A 15777-nucleotide genomic window follows, 5' to 3' on the forward strand; every position below is an offset into this window, starting at 1 on the left:
CCATGGCCGTCACCGCAACCACCCCCGCCACCCGTCCGCCGACGGCCACGTCCCGGACGGGCGCGGCCCCGGTGACGGCCGCCCTGGTCCTCCTCGTCGCGGCCCTCGCGCTCGTGGACATCACCCAGGGCACCGCCGCGGTCGGCGCGCCCGAGGTGTGGAAGGCGTTCACGGGCCGGGCCGATCCGGCCGACGCGTCCGTCGTCATCGCCTCCCGCCTGCCGAGGATGACCGCCGGCCTCCTGGTCGGCGCCGTCCTCGGCATCGCGGGCGCCGCCCTCCAGGCCGTCAGCCGCAACGTCCTCGCCTCGCCCGACACCCTCGCCGTCAACGCGGGCTCCTACTTCGCGCTCGGCCTCGGCGCCGCCTTCGGTCTGTCGCTGCCGCTGTTCGCCTCCTCCGCCCTCGCCTTCGTCGGCGGTCTCGCGGCGGCCGCCGTCGTCCTCGCCCTCTCGGGCCTCGGCGCCGGCACCGTCCGGCTCGTCCTCGCGGGCAGCGCCCTCACCCTCGGCCTCACCGCCCTCACCGAGGGCCTGCTCCTGCTGTTCCCCCGGCAGACCGAGGGCCTGTTCGACTGGAACCAGGGCAGCATCGGCCAGAACGGCTTCGACGGCATCCTGCAGATGGCCCCGATCGCCGTCATCGGCCTCGTCGGACTGCTGCTCCTCGCCCGCCGGGTCGACGCCCTCGCCCTCGGCGACGACGCCGCCCGCGGCCTCGGCGTGCCCGTCCGCGCCACCCGGGTCACCGCCGTCGTCCTCGCCGCCCTGCTCTCCACGGCCGCCGTCACCCTCGCCGGACCCGTCGGGTACGTCGGCCTCTGCGCCCCCGCGCTCGTCCGGCCCCTCGCCCGCAGGTTCCGGGGCTTCACCAAGTCGCGCGGCTTCCTGCCCGTCGCCGGACTCACCGGTGCCGCCCTCGTGCTCGGCTCCGACGTGCTCCTGCGCGCCCTCGTCCCCGCGGACGTGGTGGTCTCCGTGCCGACCGGCGTCGTCACCAGCCTCGTCGGCGCCGTCTTCCTGATCGTCATGGCCACCCGCGTCCGGGACTCGTCCGGCGCCGCCGCCACCGAGCGGCTCCACATCAGGAGCAGGGCCCGCTTCCTCACCGTCACCGCCGTCCTGGTGGCCGTCGTGATCGGCGTCGGCATCGCCGGGGTGCTCCTCGGCGACAGCAAGCTGCTCCTCGGCGACGTCGTGAACTGGGCCCAGGGCCAGGCCGGCAGGACCGTCACCTTCGTCCTCGACACGCGGGTGCCCCGCGTCCTCGCCGCCCTCTTCGCGGGCGCCGCGCTCGCCCTGGCCGGCACCCTCGTCCAGGCCGTCACCCGCAACCCGCTCGCCGAACCCGGCATCCTGGGCGTCTCCGGCGGCGCCGCGCTCGGCGCCGTACTCCTCGTGACGACCGTGCCCATGGCCGGTTCGTGGGGCATGGCCGGCGCCGCGTTCGCGGGCGCTGCGGCCAGCTCCGTCCTCGTCTTCGGACTGGCCGCGCGGGGCGGGTTCCAGCAGAACCGGCTCGTGCTCCTCGGCTTCGGCGTCGCCATCGCCGCCTCCGCCCTGATCAGCCTCATGATCATCCTCACCGACCCGTTCAACGCGACGAAGGCCCTCACCTGGCTGTCGGGCTCCACCTACGGGCGGACCCTGCCCGACGTGATCCCCCTCGTCGTCGTCCTCGCCGTGGGCGCGGCCGTCGCGTTCGCCCGGCGCACCGAACTCGACCTCGTCTCCCTCGACGAGGACACCCCGCGCCTCCTCGGCCTCGGCCTGGGACGCGCCCGCCTCGGGTTCCTCGCGCTCTCCGTCCTGCTCACCGCCACCGCCGTGGCCGCCGCCGGCACGATCGGCTTCGTGGGACTCGTGGCACCGCACGCGGCCCGCGCCCTCGTCGGCCGGCAGCACGCCCGCGTCGTCCCGGTCGCGGTGCTCCTCGGCGCCGTCCTCGTCTGCACCGCGGACATGGTGGGCCGCACCGTCATCGCCCCGGCCCAGCTCGGCGCCGGCCTCATGACGGCCGTGATCGGCACCCCGTACTTCCTCTACCTGCTGATACGCAGCCGGGGATAGCCGCGGGCAGGAGCACGCCGGCCGGGGCGGAGGAACTCCGGCCGGCGTGCCGACGCCCCCGGACCGCCGGCCGGACAGGCCCTAAGCTGCGATCCTGCACAGGCCCCGACCCAGGAGCGCACCTCATGCTCGACCGCGACCGGAAGCACCCGTACCCCGACGCCCTCCGCCCGGACGAGGCACCCGCGCCGCACGCGCTGCTGGCGCCCGTGACCGGCCTCCTCGGCACCTGGGTCGGCCGGGGCCGCGGCGCGTACCCGACGCTGGCCGAGGAGTTCACGTACGAGCAGGAGGTCACCTTCAGCCACGACGGACGCCCCTTCCTCCACTACGTGGCCCGCGCCTGGATCATCGACGCCGACGGCACCCCGCAGCGGCCCGCCGCCCGCGAGAGCGGCTGGTGGCGGATGCAGCCCGACGGGCGCGTCGAGGCGCTGATCACCCAGCCCACCGGGATCGCGGAGATCCTGGTCGGCGGCGCGACCGACGACGGGGTCGACCTCACGACCCATCAGGTGGCGCTGACCCCCACCGCCAAGGACGTGACCGCCACCCGGCGCCGCTACACCCTCACCGACGAGGGCGCGCTCGACTTCCGCCACGACCTCGCGGCGGTCGGACAGCCCCTGCAGTACCACCTTTCGGCAACCCTCCGACGCGAGAACGGGAACTGAGGCCATGCGGAGCACGCAGCGCGTGAGCGACGAGGACCCGTACCTGTGGCTGGAAGAGGTCTCGGGCGAGGAGGCCCTGGCCTGGGTGGCCGAGCGGAACGCCGAGACGGCCGGCGTCCTGGCCGACGACCCCGCCTTCGCCCCGCTCAAGGAGCGGCTGCGCGAGGTGATGGACGCCGCGGACCGCATCCCGTACACCGTGCGGCGCGGCGCGCACCTCTACAACTTCTGGCGTGACGCCGAGCACGTCCGCGGCGTGTGGCGGCGCACCACCCTGGAGCAGTACCGCAAGGACGCACCCGAGTGGGAGATCCTCCTCGACGTCGACGCGCTCGCCGAGGCCGAGGACGAGAAGTGGGTCTGGGACGGGGCCCGCGTACGCCGGCCCGAGTACGACCGGGCGCTGGTGCGGCTTTCGCGCGACGGCGGCGACGCCGTCGTGGTCCGCGAGTTCGACCTCGGCACCCGGCGGTTCGTCGATGACGGCTTCCGCGTGGCCGAGGCGAAGACCCGCGCCGGCTGGATCGACGCCGACACCGTCTTCGTCGGTACGGACACGGGGCCCGGCTCGCTGACCGGCTCGGGCTACCCCCGCCAGGTCCGCAGGTGGCGGCGGGGCACCCCGGTCGAGGAGGCCGAGCTCGTCTTCGAGGCCGAGCCGGGCGACGTGTCGGCCTGGGGATACCGCGACTCCACGCCCGGCTACGAGAGGGACTTCGTCGGCCGCGCCCTCGACTTCTTCCGCAGCGAGACGCACCTCCTGCGCCCCGACTCCACCCTCGTCAGGATCGACGTCCCCGAGGACGCCGTCGCGTACGCCCACCGGCGGCACCTGATCGTCACCCTGAAGTCCGCCTGGCTCGGGCAGCCGACGGGCTCCCTCCTCGCCTTCGACTTCGACGCCTTCCTGGCGGGCGACCGCACCCCCGAGGTGCTGTTCACCCCGGACGAGCGGACCGCCCTCGCCGGGCACGCGTGGACCCGTCACCATCTGATCCTGGAGACGATGCACGACGTCAGCACCCGCATCGAGGTCCTCACCCCCGCCCCCGACGGCGGCTGGACCCGCGAACCGCTCGTCGGCGTCCCCGAGCTGTCCGCCGTCAGCGTCGTCGACACCGACCCCGACGTCTCCGACGAGTACTTCCTCGACGTGTCCGGGTTCCTGCAACCGTCCACCCTGTACCGCGGGAGCATCGGCGCCGACACGGAACTCCTCAAGCAGGCCCCGGACCGCTTCTCGGCGGCCGGACTCTCGGTCGAGCAGTACTTCGCCACCTCCCAGGACGGCACGAGCGTCCCGTACTTCGTCATCGGCCCCGACCACGCCACCACCGGGCCCGGCCCCACCCTGCTCTACGGCTACGGCGGCTTCGAGGTCTCCCTCACCCCCTACTACGGCTCCGTGACCGGCCGCGCCTGGCTGGAGCGCGGCGGCACGTACGTCATCGCGAACATCCGGGGCGGCGGCGAGTACGGACCGGACTGGCACCAGGCCGCGCTGGGCGCGGACCGGCCGCGGGCCTTCGAGGACTTCGCCGCCGTCGCCGAGGACCTCGTCGCCCGGGGCATCACCACTCCCGCCATGCTCGGCGCCTCCGGCGGCAGCAACGGCGGCCTGCTCATGGGCGCGATGCTCACCCGCCACCCCGGACTCTTCGGGGCGATCGTCGCCCAGGTGCCGCTGCTCGACATGACCCGCTTCCACAAGCTCCTCGCGGGCGCGTCCTGGATCGCCGAGTACGGCGACCCCGACGACGAGGCCGACCTGCCGCACCTGCGCGACATCTCGCCGTACCACCGCCTCGCGGCGGACGCGGCCTACCCGCCGGTGCTCCTCATGACGTCGACCCGCGACGACCGCGTCCACCCCGGCCACGCCCGCAAGACCGCGGCGCGGCTGAGGGAACTCGGCCACCCGGTGCTCTTTCACGAGAACACCGGCGGCGGACACGCGGGCGCCGGCGACAACGAACAGGCCGCGCACAACAGCGCCCTCGTGCACACCTTCCTGTGGCAGCGGCTGGCCGCCGGCTGACTCCGCGGGGACGTCCTGCCGATCGGACCGGGCTCGCGGCGTGATCGGCAAGACGCCCCCTGGGACGTCATCCCTGTGTACCGAGCGGGCCCGGCGTCACAGCCAGCCGGAGCGCTGGGCCTGCAGAGCCATCTGGAACCGGCTCGTGGCGCCGAGCCGGGCCATGAGGATCTGGATCCGGCGGAACAGCGTGCGGCGGCTGATGCCGAGCTCCCGGGCGATCACGTCGTCGCCCGCCCCGCCCGCCAGCAGCCACAGCAGCCGCCGGTCGGAGGGCGGCAGCCCGCCCGGGCGGGCGATGTGGCCGTGGAACGGGAGGGCGTTCTGCCAGGCCTGCTCGAACAGCGCCACGAGCGCCGAGAGCAGGCCGCAGGGCTGCACGACCAGCATCGTGTTGTGGACGTCCGCCTCCTTGATCGACAGCGACACGAGCGCGTACGCCTCGTCGATGATCACCAGCTTGACCGGCACCGACGGCAGCACCCGAGCCTGCTCGCCGGCCTCGATGCAGGGCTCGATGGCCGACTCCAGATTGCCCGGCAGCTCCAGCGACTCGCGTGAGTACACGACGCGCTGCGTGACCCCGCGGGCGAGGGTGGCCAGCGCGTCCTCGGTGGCGCCGGGCAGCGGGAAGTACGGCGGGGAGTCGAGCTGCCGGATCTGATGGCGGGCACTGGCCCACGCCTGGCGCATCCGGAGCCCGATCGCCTCGCCGGTGACGATCTCCACGAGGTGGTCGGTGTCCCCGGCGAGCCGCCGCCGCCGGAACGACTCGAACGCACCCCCGACCGTGATGCGGGACTCGTCGAGCTCCGCCGCCCGGTGCCGGCCGAGGATCTCCAGACCGGCGGCCGGCGGCACCGGCGCCACGACGTCCTCGCCCTCCACGGCGGCGCTCGCCAGACCGGCGTCGACCAGGGTCCCGTACGCCGCCGAGAGCGCCGCGCCCTCCAGACCGGCCGCCGCACCGATCGCGCTCAGCGGGGCCGGCGCCAGCTCCAGAAGCTTCAGGTACACCAGCCCCGCGTCCCGATCGATCCCGAGCAGCCGGAGGGCCTCACTGAGCTTCGCGTTCGCCATGATCCGCATTATCGACGGCCCGACGACCCCTCCGCACCCATGAGCGGCCTGCCCGATGGCCGATCTGTGCCACTGGCGGTCCTGGGCACCCACAGCGCGTTCGGCGCAGTACTGTCCGTGAGCCGCCGAGGAACGGCGGCCGAGGAACCCCTCCAGAAGAAGGTGCATCGCATGGCGAAGCGTCGCAAGAACGGGCTCTACGACAGCGTCTCCGAGGAGCTCTCCGCCCTCATGCGCACCGGGTGGGCCGACACCGAGCGCCACGGCCTGGAGGCCGACGAGCAGGCCCCGTACGCGGCCGCCCGCCGCGCCGCCCTCTCGGCCCTCTTCCCCGGCGAGCGCCTGGTGATCCCGTCCGGCAACCTCAAGACCCGATCGAACGACGACACCTACCCGTTCCGCCCGTACACCGGCTACGTGCACATGACCGGCGACCAGGCCCGCGACGGCGCCCTCGTGCTCGAACCCCGCGCGGAAGGCGGCCACGACGCCTACTGCTACCAGCTGCCCCGCGACAGCCGGGACAACGACGAGTTCTGGATCGGCTACACGGCCGAGCTGTGGATGGGCCGCCGCCGCTCGCTCGCCGAGTCGGAGACCGTCCTCGGGCTGCCCTGTCGCGACGTCCGCACGATCGCCGCCGACCTGGCCGCCGCCTCCACCGACGTCCCCACCCGGATCGTGCGCGGACACGACCCGGCCCTGGAGGCCGCCGTCACCACCGACGAGGACCGCGACTACGAGCTGGAGGAGGCCCTCAGCGACCTCCGCCTCGTCAAGGACGCGTGGGAGATCGGCGAGATGCGCAAGGCGGTGGACTCCACCGTGCGCGGCTTCACCGACTGCGTCGCGGAGCTGTCCCGCGCGATCGCGACCTCCGAGCGGTGGATCGAGGGCACCTTCTTCCGCCGCGCGCGCCTGGAGGGCAACGCCCTCGGCTACGGCTCGATCTGCGCCGCGGGCGACCACGCCACGATCATGCACTGGACGGACAACGACGGGCCGGTGCGCCCCGGCGAGCTGCTCCTGCTCGACGCCGGCGTGGAGACGAACTCCCTCTACACCGCCGACGTCACCCGCACCCTCCCGATCAACGGCACCTTCTCCGACGTGCAGCGCAAGGTCTACGACGCGGTGTACGAGGCCCAGGCGGCCGGCTTCGCCGCGGTCAAGCCGGGCGCCCGCTACCGCGACTTCCACGAGGCGTCCCAGCGCAGCATGACGGCGAAGCTGGTCGAGTGGGGCTTCATCGAGGGTCCCGTCGACCGCGCGTACGAGCTCGGCCTCCAGCGCCGCTTCACCATGGCCGGCACCGGCCACATGCTCGGCCTGGACGTCCACGACTGCGCGCACGCGCGCAACGAGGAGTACGTCGACGGCCTCCTGGAGCCGGGCATGGTGCTCACGGTCGAGCCCGGCCTGTACTTCCAGCCGGACGACCTGACCGTGCCCGAGGAGTGGCGCGGCATCGGCGTCCGCATCGAGGACGACCTGGTCGTCACCGAGAACGGCCACGAGAACCTGTCCGCGGGCCTGCCGCGCTCCTCGGACGAGGTCGAGGCGTGGATGGCCGAGTTCGCGGGCTGATCCACCAGGGCTTGTCCGACTCTGATCCGCCGGACAGGCCCTAGCCGTACGGCCTTTCCCGGCACCCCCTATCCCGCGATGTCCTCGTAGAGGGCGAAGAGACGCGGGAGGGGGGGCTGTCGTCCGTGGCGGGATGCCGCGAGAGCGCGGTCCGGCAGGTCGCCATGAGGTGCCGGGCCCGGGCTTCACGGTCGGACTGCTCGGCGGCCTCGTGTACGCCCACGCGAGCCCGGTGAGCCCCGGCGGCGCGTACCAGATCCCGGCCCTCGGGATCGACGTCGTCACGGCCCCCGCTGCTCGCCGCCGCGTACGCCGCGACCGTCCTCCGGCTCGCCGTCACCCGTGAACCGGGCGCACTCGTTCGCCCGTGCGTTCGGAACCGGAGGGGGAGAGGGCTCCGAAAGGCCCGCGTATTCACCGGTTCAGGTGACAGTGGTCGAGGCGAAACGTCCCTCCCGGGTCGCACGCGGCCACGCTCGACGGGACACATGGACCCACCCTGTGGAGCGTCCGATGCAGCTGATTCCCCGTCACGACCCGCACCTCGTCGTCCGCTCGGCCGGCGGAACCACCGTCGCCGTGCTCCGCGGTGAGCTCGATCTCGTCCTGGTGCGGCACCTGAGGCCCGAGCTCGACGCCCTGGTCCGGGAGTCGGACGCCCTGACCCTCGACATCCGGCGGCTCGGCTTCTGCGACGCGACCGGTCTGGGCCTGCTCGCCCACTGCGCCGGGCGGGTCCAGGCGCGGGGCGCCCGCTGGCGGCTGATCTGCGACCAGCCGTGGATCCTCCGGCTCATCCGCCTGACGGCCCTCGGCGAACTCCTCCGCCCCGAGCCGGCCGCGCCGGGGGATCATCCGGCGGTCATCACACCTCACGACCCGGCCCGGGAGCCCCGGGAGTACGGCTTTCCGAGCCAGGGGTGACGAGCCCGGTCTCGTAGGCGGCGACGACCGCCTGGGCCCGGTCGCGCAGGCCTGATCGTCATGCTCACGGTCATGCTGGTCGTGGTGGCCTGCCTGGGCTGTTCAACACGGTCGTCATGGACACCCGCGAACGGGTCCGTGACCTGGGCGTCCACAAGGCGCTGGGAATGACCCCGCGCCAGACGGTCGTGCAGGTCCTCACCTCCGTGGGAGGCATCGGCCTCGTGGCGGGCGCCCTCGGCGTCCCGCTGGGCGTGGCGCTCCACCACTGGGTGATGCCGGCGATGGGCCGGGCCTCCGGCGCCACGATCCCGCCCGCCGACATCGACGTGTACGGCGCGCCCCTGCTGGCGTTTCTGGCCGCCGCCGGAGTGGTGATCGCGACGGCCGGCGCGCTGCTCCCGGCGGGCTGGGCGGCCAGGACGAGCACGGCGCGCGCCCTGCGGGCCGAGTGAGGGACGTCCGGCCGCCGGGGCCGGTCGGCGGTGACCACCGCGATACCGTCGCGGCATGTCTGAAGTCCGGTTGACCACGCCCTCCTTCCTCGTGCTCGGCATCATCGACCAGCTGGGCGAGGCCAGTCCGTACGACGTGAAGGTGGAGGCCGCGCGCACCGTGGCCCCCTTCTGGTCGATGCCCCACGCGCAGGTCTACGCCCAGTGCGACCGGCTCCTGGAGGCGGGGCTGCTGTCGGAGGTGCGCCAGTCCGGGGGCCGGAACCGGCGGCTGATGAAACTGACGGAGGAGGGGGCGGCGGCCCTGCGCGGCTGGCTCGCCGACTCCTCCTTCGTCCCGGTCGAGGCGCGCGAACGCGGCATCCTCAAGCTGTGGTTCGGCGCCAGCCCGCGCGTCCACGCTCCGGTCCAGGTCGAGGAGCACCAGCGGACCCTCGGCGAGTACGAGGAACTCGCCGAGGGCGTCGGGGAGCTGCTGTCGCGCGGGCAGCGCGAGGCGCTGGAGTTCGGCATCCGTTACGAGCGGATGATGGTCGACTTCTGGCAGTGGGTCGAGACCCGCGAACCCTGACTTGTTACCGACCGGTTGACCCCGGCCGCCTCCCGCCCTACCTTCCTCCATAGTCCAGACAGGACTATCGCGCGTTCGGAGGGGGAACCGCCGTGGGGCGTCCGACAAGCACGAGACGGGGGAGGGCCGCCGCCCTCGCGATCACGGTCGTCTGCCTGGCGTACGCGCCGATCGCGGCGACCGAACTCTGGCCCTACGCCAGCCCCGGCGCACCCGCCATCGGCGAATGGCTCCTCGGCAGGACTGTCTCCCCGGAGTTCGTGGCCGATGCCGTGCGCGACCGGATGGGGCCGTACACCCGCAGCCTCGCCCCGCTGATCCTGCACTCCGTCCTCGGCGGCCTGCTGATGCTGCTCGGCCCCGTACAACTGCTCTCGGCCGTACGGCGACGCATCCGGCTGCACCGGATCACCGGGACCGTCTTCGCCGTCACCGTGTACGTGTCGATGGCCGGCGCCGCCCTCTACCTCGTCCGCACGCCGCCGGAACAGGCCTTCAGCGGGGCCGCGTTCTGGATCGTCCTCGCCACGATCCTGGTCGGCACCGTCGGCAGCGTGACCCTCGGCGTCCTCGCCGCCGTCCGCGGCTTCCCGGACCTGCACCAGCGTTGGCTGCTGCTCTGCTACGGCTTCCTGATGACCGCCCCGCTGCTCCGCCTCGAATGGGGATTCCTGCCCGCGCTCTATCCCGGGCTCTCCCTCCAGGACATCAACCGCGTCGCGATCATGCACCTCGGCTCCCTGGTCTCCTTCGGCGCGCTGCTCGCCTCCCGCGCACTCGACCGGCGCACCACCGTCCCCGGCCTGACCGGCACCTGGTGCCCGGGGCCGGTCATGGCCGCCGTCCACCTCGCGGGCGCCGCCGGGCTGACCTGGATCACGGTCGCCTTCCTCGACCAGGGGACCGGCGGACGCCGGCTGCTCCTCGCCTACGCCGTCCCGTACGCCGCCACCTACGCCGTCATCGCGGTGCGGGCGGCACGCGCGCGCGGTGCCCACTGGGCGCGGGAGGAGTGGCGCCTGCACCTGGCGGCGCTGTGCCTGGCCCCCGCGTTCTCGGCGGTGGCCGTGCCCGTACTGGAACGGACCATGGGTCTCGACCGGCTCACGGCCCTGATCGCGGGCGTCGGCATCGGCGGCGGCATGCTCGCGTACGCGGCCGTCACCGTGGTGAGCCTGCGCGTGCTGTACGGCCGTGAACTCCTCAAGCGGCAGGAGGCGTTCACCGCTGGACCCACCGACCATTCGCCCCTGCCGGTCGCGGCAACCGCCCTCGCGCGGGAAGGAGAGGACCGATGAGCGACACCGAGAAGCCGGTGCGCGACGATGCCGGCACGCTCGACGGCAGGGAACTCTCGCCCGCCGTCGTGATCCTGAGCTCCGTCGTGGGCGGCATCAGCCTCACCGTGGGCGCCCTGCTCGCCGTCACGAGCCTGACCGGCCACGCGGCGGGCGCCTGGGTGTCCCCGGAGGCGCTCAGCCCCGGCCTCGTGGGGGCCGCCATGGCGGGGGTCGCGCCCGCGCTGTTCACCCTCGGCAAGGCGCGTGTCTGGGAGGAGGCGCGCACCCTCGTCCTGCCGCTCGTGATCGTCCTCGTCGGCCTCTTCGCGGTGAGCCTCCTGAACGGCGGCAGCCTCCAGGCCGTCCACGGCGGCCCGCTGTTCCTGGCCCTGTTCAGCCTCGGCTGGGTCGCCACCCTCGGACTGCTCGCGCTCGCCGCCGTCGTGTGCCTCGCCGCGCAGTACCGCCGACCGGCCCCGCCGTCCGGAGCCGAGCGCCCGCGCGTCGCACCCCTGCCCGGCTGGTCGAAGCCGCTCCTCGCGGTCCTCGGCTCCGGATGGTTCGGCATCGGCGCCGGCCTGCTGGCCTTCCCCGCCTTCTGGGGCCCCCTCGTGCCGTGGACGGTGAACCGCGCCGACGCGCAGGGCCTCGGCGTGTGGGCCCTGGCGCTCGGCGTCGGCGTCCTCGGCTCCCTCGTCGAGGACGACCTCGCCCGTATCCGCCCCGCCCTCACGGCCGTCCCCGCGGTGGCCCTCGCGACCGCCGTCGTCCTCGCCGTCCACGCCCGGACCGTCGACTGGACCTCGGGCCCCGGCATCTCCCTCCTCGCCCTCGTCGCGGGCCTGCTCACGACCGGCGTCTCGGGCCGCCTCCTCCTGACGAAGGCGGGCGCCGCCGGCGAGGACGGGAAGGAGCCGGCCTCCGCGGCTGTTCGGCGCAAGGAGTGATCACCGCGATGCCGCACAGAGGGGCGAGGCGGTGACGGGGCCGTTCAACGAGGAGAGACCCAAGCCGTTGCGAGGCCCGGGCGGTCGAAAAGCCGTGGAGCCAGGGGGCCGTTGGGCGTGATGATGGCGGGATGACCCAGCACACGCAGCCCGTGGACGCCCTGATCGTCGTGGACGTGCAGTCGGCCTTCGTCGTCGGTGACGGGGCCGTCCCCGCGGCCGACCGGCTCGTCGACCGGACGACGGACCTGATCGCCCGGGCGCGGAAGGACGGGGCGCTCGTCGTCCACCTCCAGAACGACGGGCCGCCCGGATCCGAGGACGAGCCCCACACGCCCGGCTGGGAACTCCACCACCCCGTCGAGCCGGGCCCCTCGGAGTTCGTGATCCGCAAGCCTCAGGACGACGGCTTCCACGAGACCCCACTGGGCGGCGTACTCACCGACGCGGGGGTCACGGCCGTCGCCGTCTGCGGCGTGATGTCCGAGATGTGCGTGCAGGCGACGGCCCGTACGGCCCTGGCGCGCGGCTACCGCGTCGTCGTGCCGTACGACGCCCACGCGACGCAGGACTGCCCGGCGGTACCGGGCGTCCACGAGGTCGTGCCGGCCGCGACGGTCTCCCGGGTCGCGGCGTACGCCCTCGGGAGCGACGCGGAGGTTACCGTATCCGCCGCCGACGTCACCTTCACGGCCCCCGCCGCGTCCCCGGCCACGGGCGCCGCACCCGACCTCCGGTAACCGTGGAAGCGCGCCACGAGACGTCCCGGGACGACGCCGAGCGGACCGTCCGTACGCGTATCCGCTCTGTGAGATCGGCGATTGCATAAAACTGCAATTCATTACATCCTGGTCCGGCCCCCACGCCTCCGCACCCGTCACCATGGCCGTACGACAGGGAAGACGACGCGCATGACCATCGAATGGCGTTACACGGTCCAGCAGGAGCTGGGCGTGCTGTCCCTGGCCGGGTTCCTCGGCGGCGACGCGCTCGGCCGGTTCACCGGGGCCGTGGGCTGGGCGGTGGCACGCGGTACGGGACCGGTCGTCCTCGACCTGAGCCGGCTGCGCGGCTGGTCCGCGGGCGGGCAGCACGCCGTCGCGGAGGCGGCCCACCGGCTGCGCGCCGCGGGCCGGAGCCTCGAACTCGCCGCGATTCCCGCCGACGGCTCCCTCGTCCCCGCCGGCGAAGGCCCGGCCATCCCCGTCCACTGCGACTTGGACGCGGCGTTCGCCGCCCACCTCGACGCCGGCGCGGAGCAGCGCGCCTGGCGCAGCGACGCGTGGCCGAGCGAGTGAGCCCCGTCCGGCACCCCGTCCGGCATTCCGTCCGGTCCTCCGCCCGGCACTCCGTCCGGCCCGAGTCCGGAGATCGGTAAGCCTCGCGCCCCGGAAGGCGCGAGGATGGGGGCATGGTGCAGAGTGCTGGTTCGACGCGCGATGGCGGGGTGGGGGCGATGGCGGCGCCGCTCTACCAGTTGAAGGCGGAGTTCTTCAAAACGCTGGGACACCCCGTCCGGATCCGTGTCCTGGAGCTGCTGAGCCAGCGCGAGCACGCGGTCGCCGAGATGCTGCGCGACACCGGCGTCGAAGCGGCGTACCTCTCCCAGCAGTTGGCCGTGCTGCGCCGGGCGAACCTCGTCGTCGCCCGGCGCGAGGGCGTGGCCGTGCACTACACGCTGACCAGCCCGCGGGTGGCCGAACTGCTGCTGGTGGCCCGCTCGATCCTGTCCGGCGTCCACGCGGGGCAGGCGGAACCGCTCGCCGACCTCCGGTCGCGCTCGTCCTCCACCCCGTAGGGCACCGGGGTCGGGTCTTCGCCGGTCCTCACTCCCCGGGCTTCGATTCCTCCTCCTTCTCCGGCTGGATGCCCGCGAGCAGGTTGAAGGCCCCGGTCAGCAGGTTGAGCGTGACCACCCCGACCACCTCCGCGATCACCCGGTCGCTCCAGCCGTGCGCCCGTACCTCCGCGACGTCGTCGTCGGACAGGGAGCCCGGCTCGGCGAGGACCTTGAGTGCGAGGCCGATGAGCGCGGCCTCGCGAGGATCGGTCGACGTGCCCTGGCGGGCCAGTGCGATGTCGGTATCGCTCAGGCCCGCCGCGCGCCCGGCCGAGACGTGGGCCTCGCGGCACGTGCCGCAGCCGATCCACTCCTGCACGGCGAGCGACAGCTTCTCGCTGAGGGCGCGGGGGATCTTCACCCGCTTCATGGCCCGGGACAGGCTCAGATAGCCGTCGAGCAGCGCCGGCGAGTGCGCCATGGTCGACACCATCTCGCCCACCGAACCGTGGCGTTCGACGATGTCGCCGAGCACCTCGCGTGCCCGGCCCGGAGCCTGCTCGGGGGTGAGCGCGGTCAGTCTTCTCGTGGTCACGGAGCCTCCTCGTTATACCCGCGGGGGGTATAACGAGGGGGAGGGTGCACGAGTTCCCGGGGTGTCAGGAGTGCAGGGAGGGTCGACAGGACAGCGTCAGGCGGGAGGGGCCGTGGAACACCCAGTCGGGGGCGTACTCCACCTCCACCCCGGGCCGGGCTCCGGGGGCGAGCGCGGGCAGCCGGTCGAGCAGCACACCGAGACCGATCTCGGCCTCCGCGCGCGCGAGCGCCGCCCCCGCGCAGTAGTGGATACCCAGACCGAAGGCGCAGTGGCGGCCGCTGTCCCGGTGGATGTCGAGGACCTCGGGGTCCGGGAAGCGGTCCGGGTCCCGATGGGCCGAGCCCAGGACCAACTGCAGGCGGTCGCCCCGGCGGACGGTCCGGCCCGCCAGCTCCGTGTCCCGGTGCGCCCACCGCGTCACCATCTGCACCGGCGGGTCGTGGCGCAGGAACTCGTCCACGGCGTTCGGCAACAGCCCGGGATCGGCGCGGAGTTCGTCCCTCACCTCCGGCCGGTCGAGCAGCGCGAGCACTGCCTTGCCGATCAGCCCCGTCGTCGTCTCGTGCCCGGCGGTCAGCAGGTGCGTGCAGGTCGCCGCCAGCTCCGATCCGCTGAGGGACGGGTCCTCGGCCCCCGCCCGCGCCAGCGCCGACAGGAGGTCGCCGCGGTCCTCGGTACGCCGTGCCGCCAGCTCCCGGTGGAAGTACCCGTCCAGCTCGGCCGCCGCCCGCTCGGCCCCGTCCAGCGCGGCCGGTGTCCGGTCGCCCCGGGTCCCGCCCGCCTGTTGCAGCGCCAGCGCCTGCTCGCGGAACCACGGCCACCGCTCGGCCTCCACCCCGAGCAGCCCGCCGATGACCAGCAGCGGGTACGGGGCCGCGAACCCCTCGACGAGCTCCACCACCGGCCGCCGCGCGAGCGGCGCGACGAGCTCCTCGGCGATCTCCCGTACACGCGGCCGCAGCGCCGCCACCGCGGCGGCCCCGAGCGGCGGCGTGACGCGCGCCCGCAACCGCGTGTGCCGGGGCGGGTCGAGGAAGACGAGCCAGTTCTCGACGACCCGCCGCAGCGTGACGTAGCCGTCAGGGACCGGCGCCGAACGCGCCGTCAGCGGGGACGTCCGGCCGAAGCTCCGCCCCGCCAGGACGTGCGCCACCTCCGCGTGCCCGAAGAGGTACCAGGTCGTGGGCGCCGCCCCACCGTGCCCGCCCCGCACGGCGTGCACCGGGTCCGTCTCGCGGTAGCGCCGGTAGACCGGGTACGGGTCGGCCAGGTCGAGCCGCGCCGGGTCGAAGGGCTCCGGGGGCTCCGGCGGCCCGCCCGAGACCGTACCGGGCCGGCCCGTCCGCCCGCTCATCCGCCCGCCCCGCGCACCAAGTCGGCGATCCGCAGCGGATCGGCCGGCGGGGCGGCCCCGCGCCACGCCACGTGCCCGTCCGGGCGCACCAGGACGAACGGCCGCTCGTACCGCCGGGCCACCTCCGCGTCGCGGCAGTGCCGTACGCGGAGGGGGACCCGGCGATCGGCGAACGCCCGGACGAGCCCGTCGACAGTGCCGCCCCCGTCCCCGTAACCGTCCCCGAAGCAGAGCAGGACGAACTCCCCGCCGAACAGGTCGAGCGTCGACCGGCCCGGTCCGAGCCACGCGTGCGGAGCCCGTACACCGGGAAGCGTCGTACGGTTCCAGACCGGCCCGTCGGACCCGGCAGGCGCTACGGTCCCGCCAGACCCGCCAGACCCGCCAGACCCGCCAGACCCGCCAGACCCGCCAGACCCG

General features: G+C 74.0%; 15 protein-coding genes and 2 pseudogenes. 13 read left to right on the top strand and 4 right to left on the bottom strand.

Annotation, left to right across the window (positions count from 1 at the left end; translation table 11 throughout):
* Window positions 1-2 precede the first annotated feature (2 nt).
* The 3 genes from ASC82_RS05495 (at window position 3) to ASC82_RS05505 (ending at window position 4781) form a co-directional block, all read left to right on the top strand.
* A complete protein-coding gene (locus tag ASC82_RS05495) occupies window positions 3-2069 on the top strand; it encodes an iron ABC transporter permease (protein ID WP_056642353.1) in 2067 nt (688 codons plus the stop codon).
* A 125-nt stretch (window positions 2070-2194) separates the two neighbouring features.
* The gene (locus ASC82_RS05500) at window positions 2195-2743 is read left to right on the top strand and encodes an FABP family protein (RefSeq protein ID WP_056642356.1); all 549 of its coding nucleotides are present in this window, start codon (window positions 2195-2197) and stop codon (window positions 2741-2743) included.
* A gap of 4 nt (window positions 2744-2747) precedes the next feature.
* Window positions 2748-4781: a prolyl oligopeptidase family serine peptidase gene (locus ASC82_RS05505; RefSeq protein ID WP_056642359.1), complete on the top strand. Its 2034-nt coding sequence runs from the start codon at window positions 2748-2750 to the stop codon at window positions 4779-4781.
* Between the two features lie 96 nt (window positions 4782-4877).
* On the opposite strand, the gene ASC82_RS05510 is transcribed toward ASC82_RS05505, so the two are convergent.
* Window positions 4878-5861, bottom strand: a complete 984-nt coding sequence (locus ASC82_RS05510) for a LuxR family transcriptional regulator (protein WP_199862470.1) — start codon at window positions 5859-5861, stop codon at window positions 4878-4880.
* A gap of 171 nt (window positions 5862-6032) precedes the next feature.
* On the opposite strand from ASC82_RS05510, the gene ASC82_RS05515 reads away from it, so the two are divergent.
* The 10 genes and pseudogenes from ASC82_RS05515 (at window position 6033) to ASC82_RS05555 (ending at window position 13423) form a co-directional block, all read left to right on the top strand.
* On the top strand, window positions 6033-7448 hold the full coding sequence (locus ASC82_RS05515) for an aminopeptidase P family protein (RefSeq protein ID WP_056642365.1): 1416 nt from the start codon (window positions 6033-6035) through the stop codon (window positions 7446-7448).
* A 169-nt stretch (window positions 7449-7617) separates the two neighbouring features.
* Window positions 7618-7794, top strand: a complete 177-nt coding sequence (locus ASC82_RS30330) for a hypothetical protein (RefSeq protein WP_157863440.1) — start codon at window positions 7618-7620, stop codon at window positions 7792-7794.
* A gap of 167 nt (window positions 7795-7961) precedes the next feature.
* A complete protein-coding gene (locus ASC82_RS05520) occupies window positions 7962-8372 on the top strand; it encodes an STAS domain-containing protein (RefSeq protein ID WP_242427559.1) in 411 nt (136 codons plus the stop codon).
* Window positions 8373-8423: 51 nt separating this feature from the next.
* Window positions 8424-8827, top strand: a pseudogene (locus ASC82_RS05525) (ABC transporter permease); the annotation flags it as partial.
* Between the two features lie 55 nt (window positions 8828-8882).
* Window positions 8883-9398 (top strand): PadR family transcriptional regulator, encoded by a 516-nt coding sequence (locus tag ASC82_RS05530; protein WP_056642371.1) that lies wholly within the window; start codon window positions 8883-8885, stop codon window positions 9396-9398.
* A gap of 92 nt (window positions 9399-9490) precedes the next feature.
* Entirely contained in the window at window positions 9491-10696 is a 1206-nt protein-coding gene (locus tag ASC82_RS05535) for a DUF2306 domain-containing protein (protein WP_242427560.1), read from the top strand.
* A complete protein-coding gene (locus ASC82_RS05540) occupies window positions 10693-11625 on the top strand; it encodes a hypothetical protein (protein WP_056642373.1) in 933 nt (310 codons plus the stop codon). Before ASC82_RS05535 ends, ASC82_RS05540 begins: the two co-directional genes overlap by 4 nt.
* A 131-nt stretch (window positions 11626-11756) precedes the next feature.
* Window positions 11757-12365: an isochorismatase family protein gene (locus tag ASC82_RS05545; RefSeq protein ID WP_056642377.1), complete on the top strand. Its 609-nt coding sequence runs from the start codon at window positions 11757-11759 to the stop codon at window positions 12363-12365.
* A 171-nt stretch (window positions 12366-12536) separates the two neighbouring features.
* Entirely contained in the window at window positions 12537-12923 is a 387-nt protein-coding gene (locus tag ASC82_RS05550) for an STAS domain-containing protein (RefSeq protein WP_056642380.1), read from the top strand.
* A 158-nt stretch (window positions 12924-13081) separates the two neighbouring features.
* Entirely contained in the window at window positions 13082-13423 is a 342-nt protein-coding gene (locus ASC82_RS05555; protein WP_056642383.1) for a metalloregulator ArsR/SmtB family transcription factor, read from the top strand.
* Window positions 13424-13451: 28 nt separating this feature from the next.
* Here the strand turns inward: ASC82_RS05555 and ASC82_RS05560 are convergent, their stop codons facing one another.
* From ASC82_RS05560 to ASC82_RS30780, 3 genes and pseudogenes are all read right to left on the bottom strand, one after another.
* Window positions 13452-14000 (bottom strand): alkylhydroperoxidase, encoded by a 549-nt coding sequence (locus ASC82_RS05560; protein ID WP_056642386.1) that lies wholly within the window; start codon window positions 13998-14000, stop codon window positions 13452-13454.
* Window positions 14001-14064: 64 nt separating this feature from the next.
* On the bottom strand, window positions 14065-15357 hold the full coding sequence (locus tag ASC82_RS05565) for a cytochrome P450 (protein ID WP_079039115.1): 1293 nt from the start codon (window positions 15355-15357) through the stop codon (window positions 14065-14067).
* A pseudogene (locus ASC82_RS30780) lies at window positions 15354-15777 on the bottom strand (hypothetical protein); the annotation flags it as partial. The gene ASC82_RS05565 and the pseudogene ASC82_RS30780, both read right to left, overlap by 4 nt.

It is taken from the genome of Streptomyces sp. Root431 (assembly GCF_001426585.1).
In the GTDB taxonomy this organism is placed as follows: domain Bacteria; phylum Actinomycetota; class Actinomycetes; order Streptomycetales; family Streptomycetaceae; genus Streptomyces; species Streptomyces stackebrandtii.

Excerpts from the sequence above, each read along its gene's own strand:
- ASC82_RS05495 (WP_056642353.1), top strand. The coding sequence starts at position 3 with ATGGCCGTCACCGCAACCACCCCCGCCACCCGTCCGCCGACGGCCACG.
- ASC82_RS05500 (WP_056642356.1), top strand. The coding sequence starts at position 2,195 with ATGCTCGACCGCGACCGGAAGCACCCGTACCCCGACGCCCTCCGCCCG.
- ASC82_RS05505 (WP_056642359.1), top strand. The coding sequence starts at position 2,748 with ATGCGGAGCACGCAGCGCGTGAGCGACGAGGACCCGTACCTGTGGCTG.
- ASC82_RS05510 (WP_199862470.1), bottom strand. The coding sequence starts at position 5,861 with ATGGCGAACGCGAAGCTCAGTGAGGCCCTCCGGCTGCTCGGGATCGAT.
- ASC82_RS05515 (WP_056642365.1), top strand. The coding sequence starts at position 6,033 with ATGGCGAAGCGTCGCAAGAACGGGCTCTACGACAGCGTCTCCGAGGAG.
- ASC82_RS05520 (WP_242427559.1), top strand. The coding sequence starts at position 7,962 with ATGCAGCTGATTCCCCGTCACGACCCGCACCTCGTCGTCCGCTCGGCC.
- ASC82_RS05530 (WP_056642371.1), top strand. The coding sequence starts at position 8,883 with ATGTCTGAAGTCCGGTTGACCACGCCCTCCTTCCTCGTGCTCGGCATC.
- ASC82_RS05540 (WP_056642373.1), top strand. The coding sequence starts at position 10,693 with ATGAGCGACACCGAGAAGCCGGTGCGCGACGATGCCGGCACGCTCGAC.
- ASC82_RS05545 (WP_056642377.1), top strand. The coding sequence starts at position 11,757 with ATGACCCAGCACACGCAGCCCGTGGACGCCCTGATCGTCGTGGACGTG.
- ASC82_RS05550 (WP_056642380.1), top strand. The coding sequence starts at position 12,537 with ATGACCATCGAATGGCGTTACACGGTCCAGCAGGAGCTGGGCGTGCTG.
- ASC82_RS05555 (WP_056642383.1), top strand. The coding sequence starts at position 13,082 with ATGGCGGCGCCGCTCTACCAGTTGAAGGCGGAGTTCTTCAAAACGCTG.
- ASC82_RS05565 (WP_079039115.1), bottom strand. The coding sequence starts at position 15,357 with ATGAGCGGGCGGACGGGCCGGCCCGGTACGGTCTCGGGCGGGCCGCCG.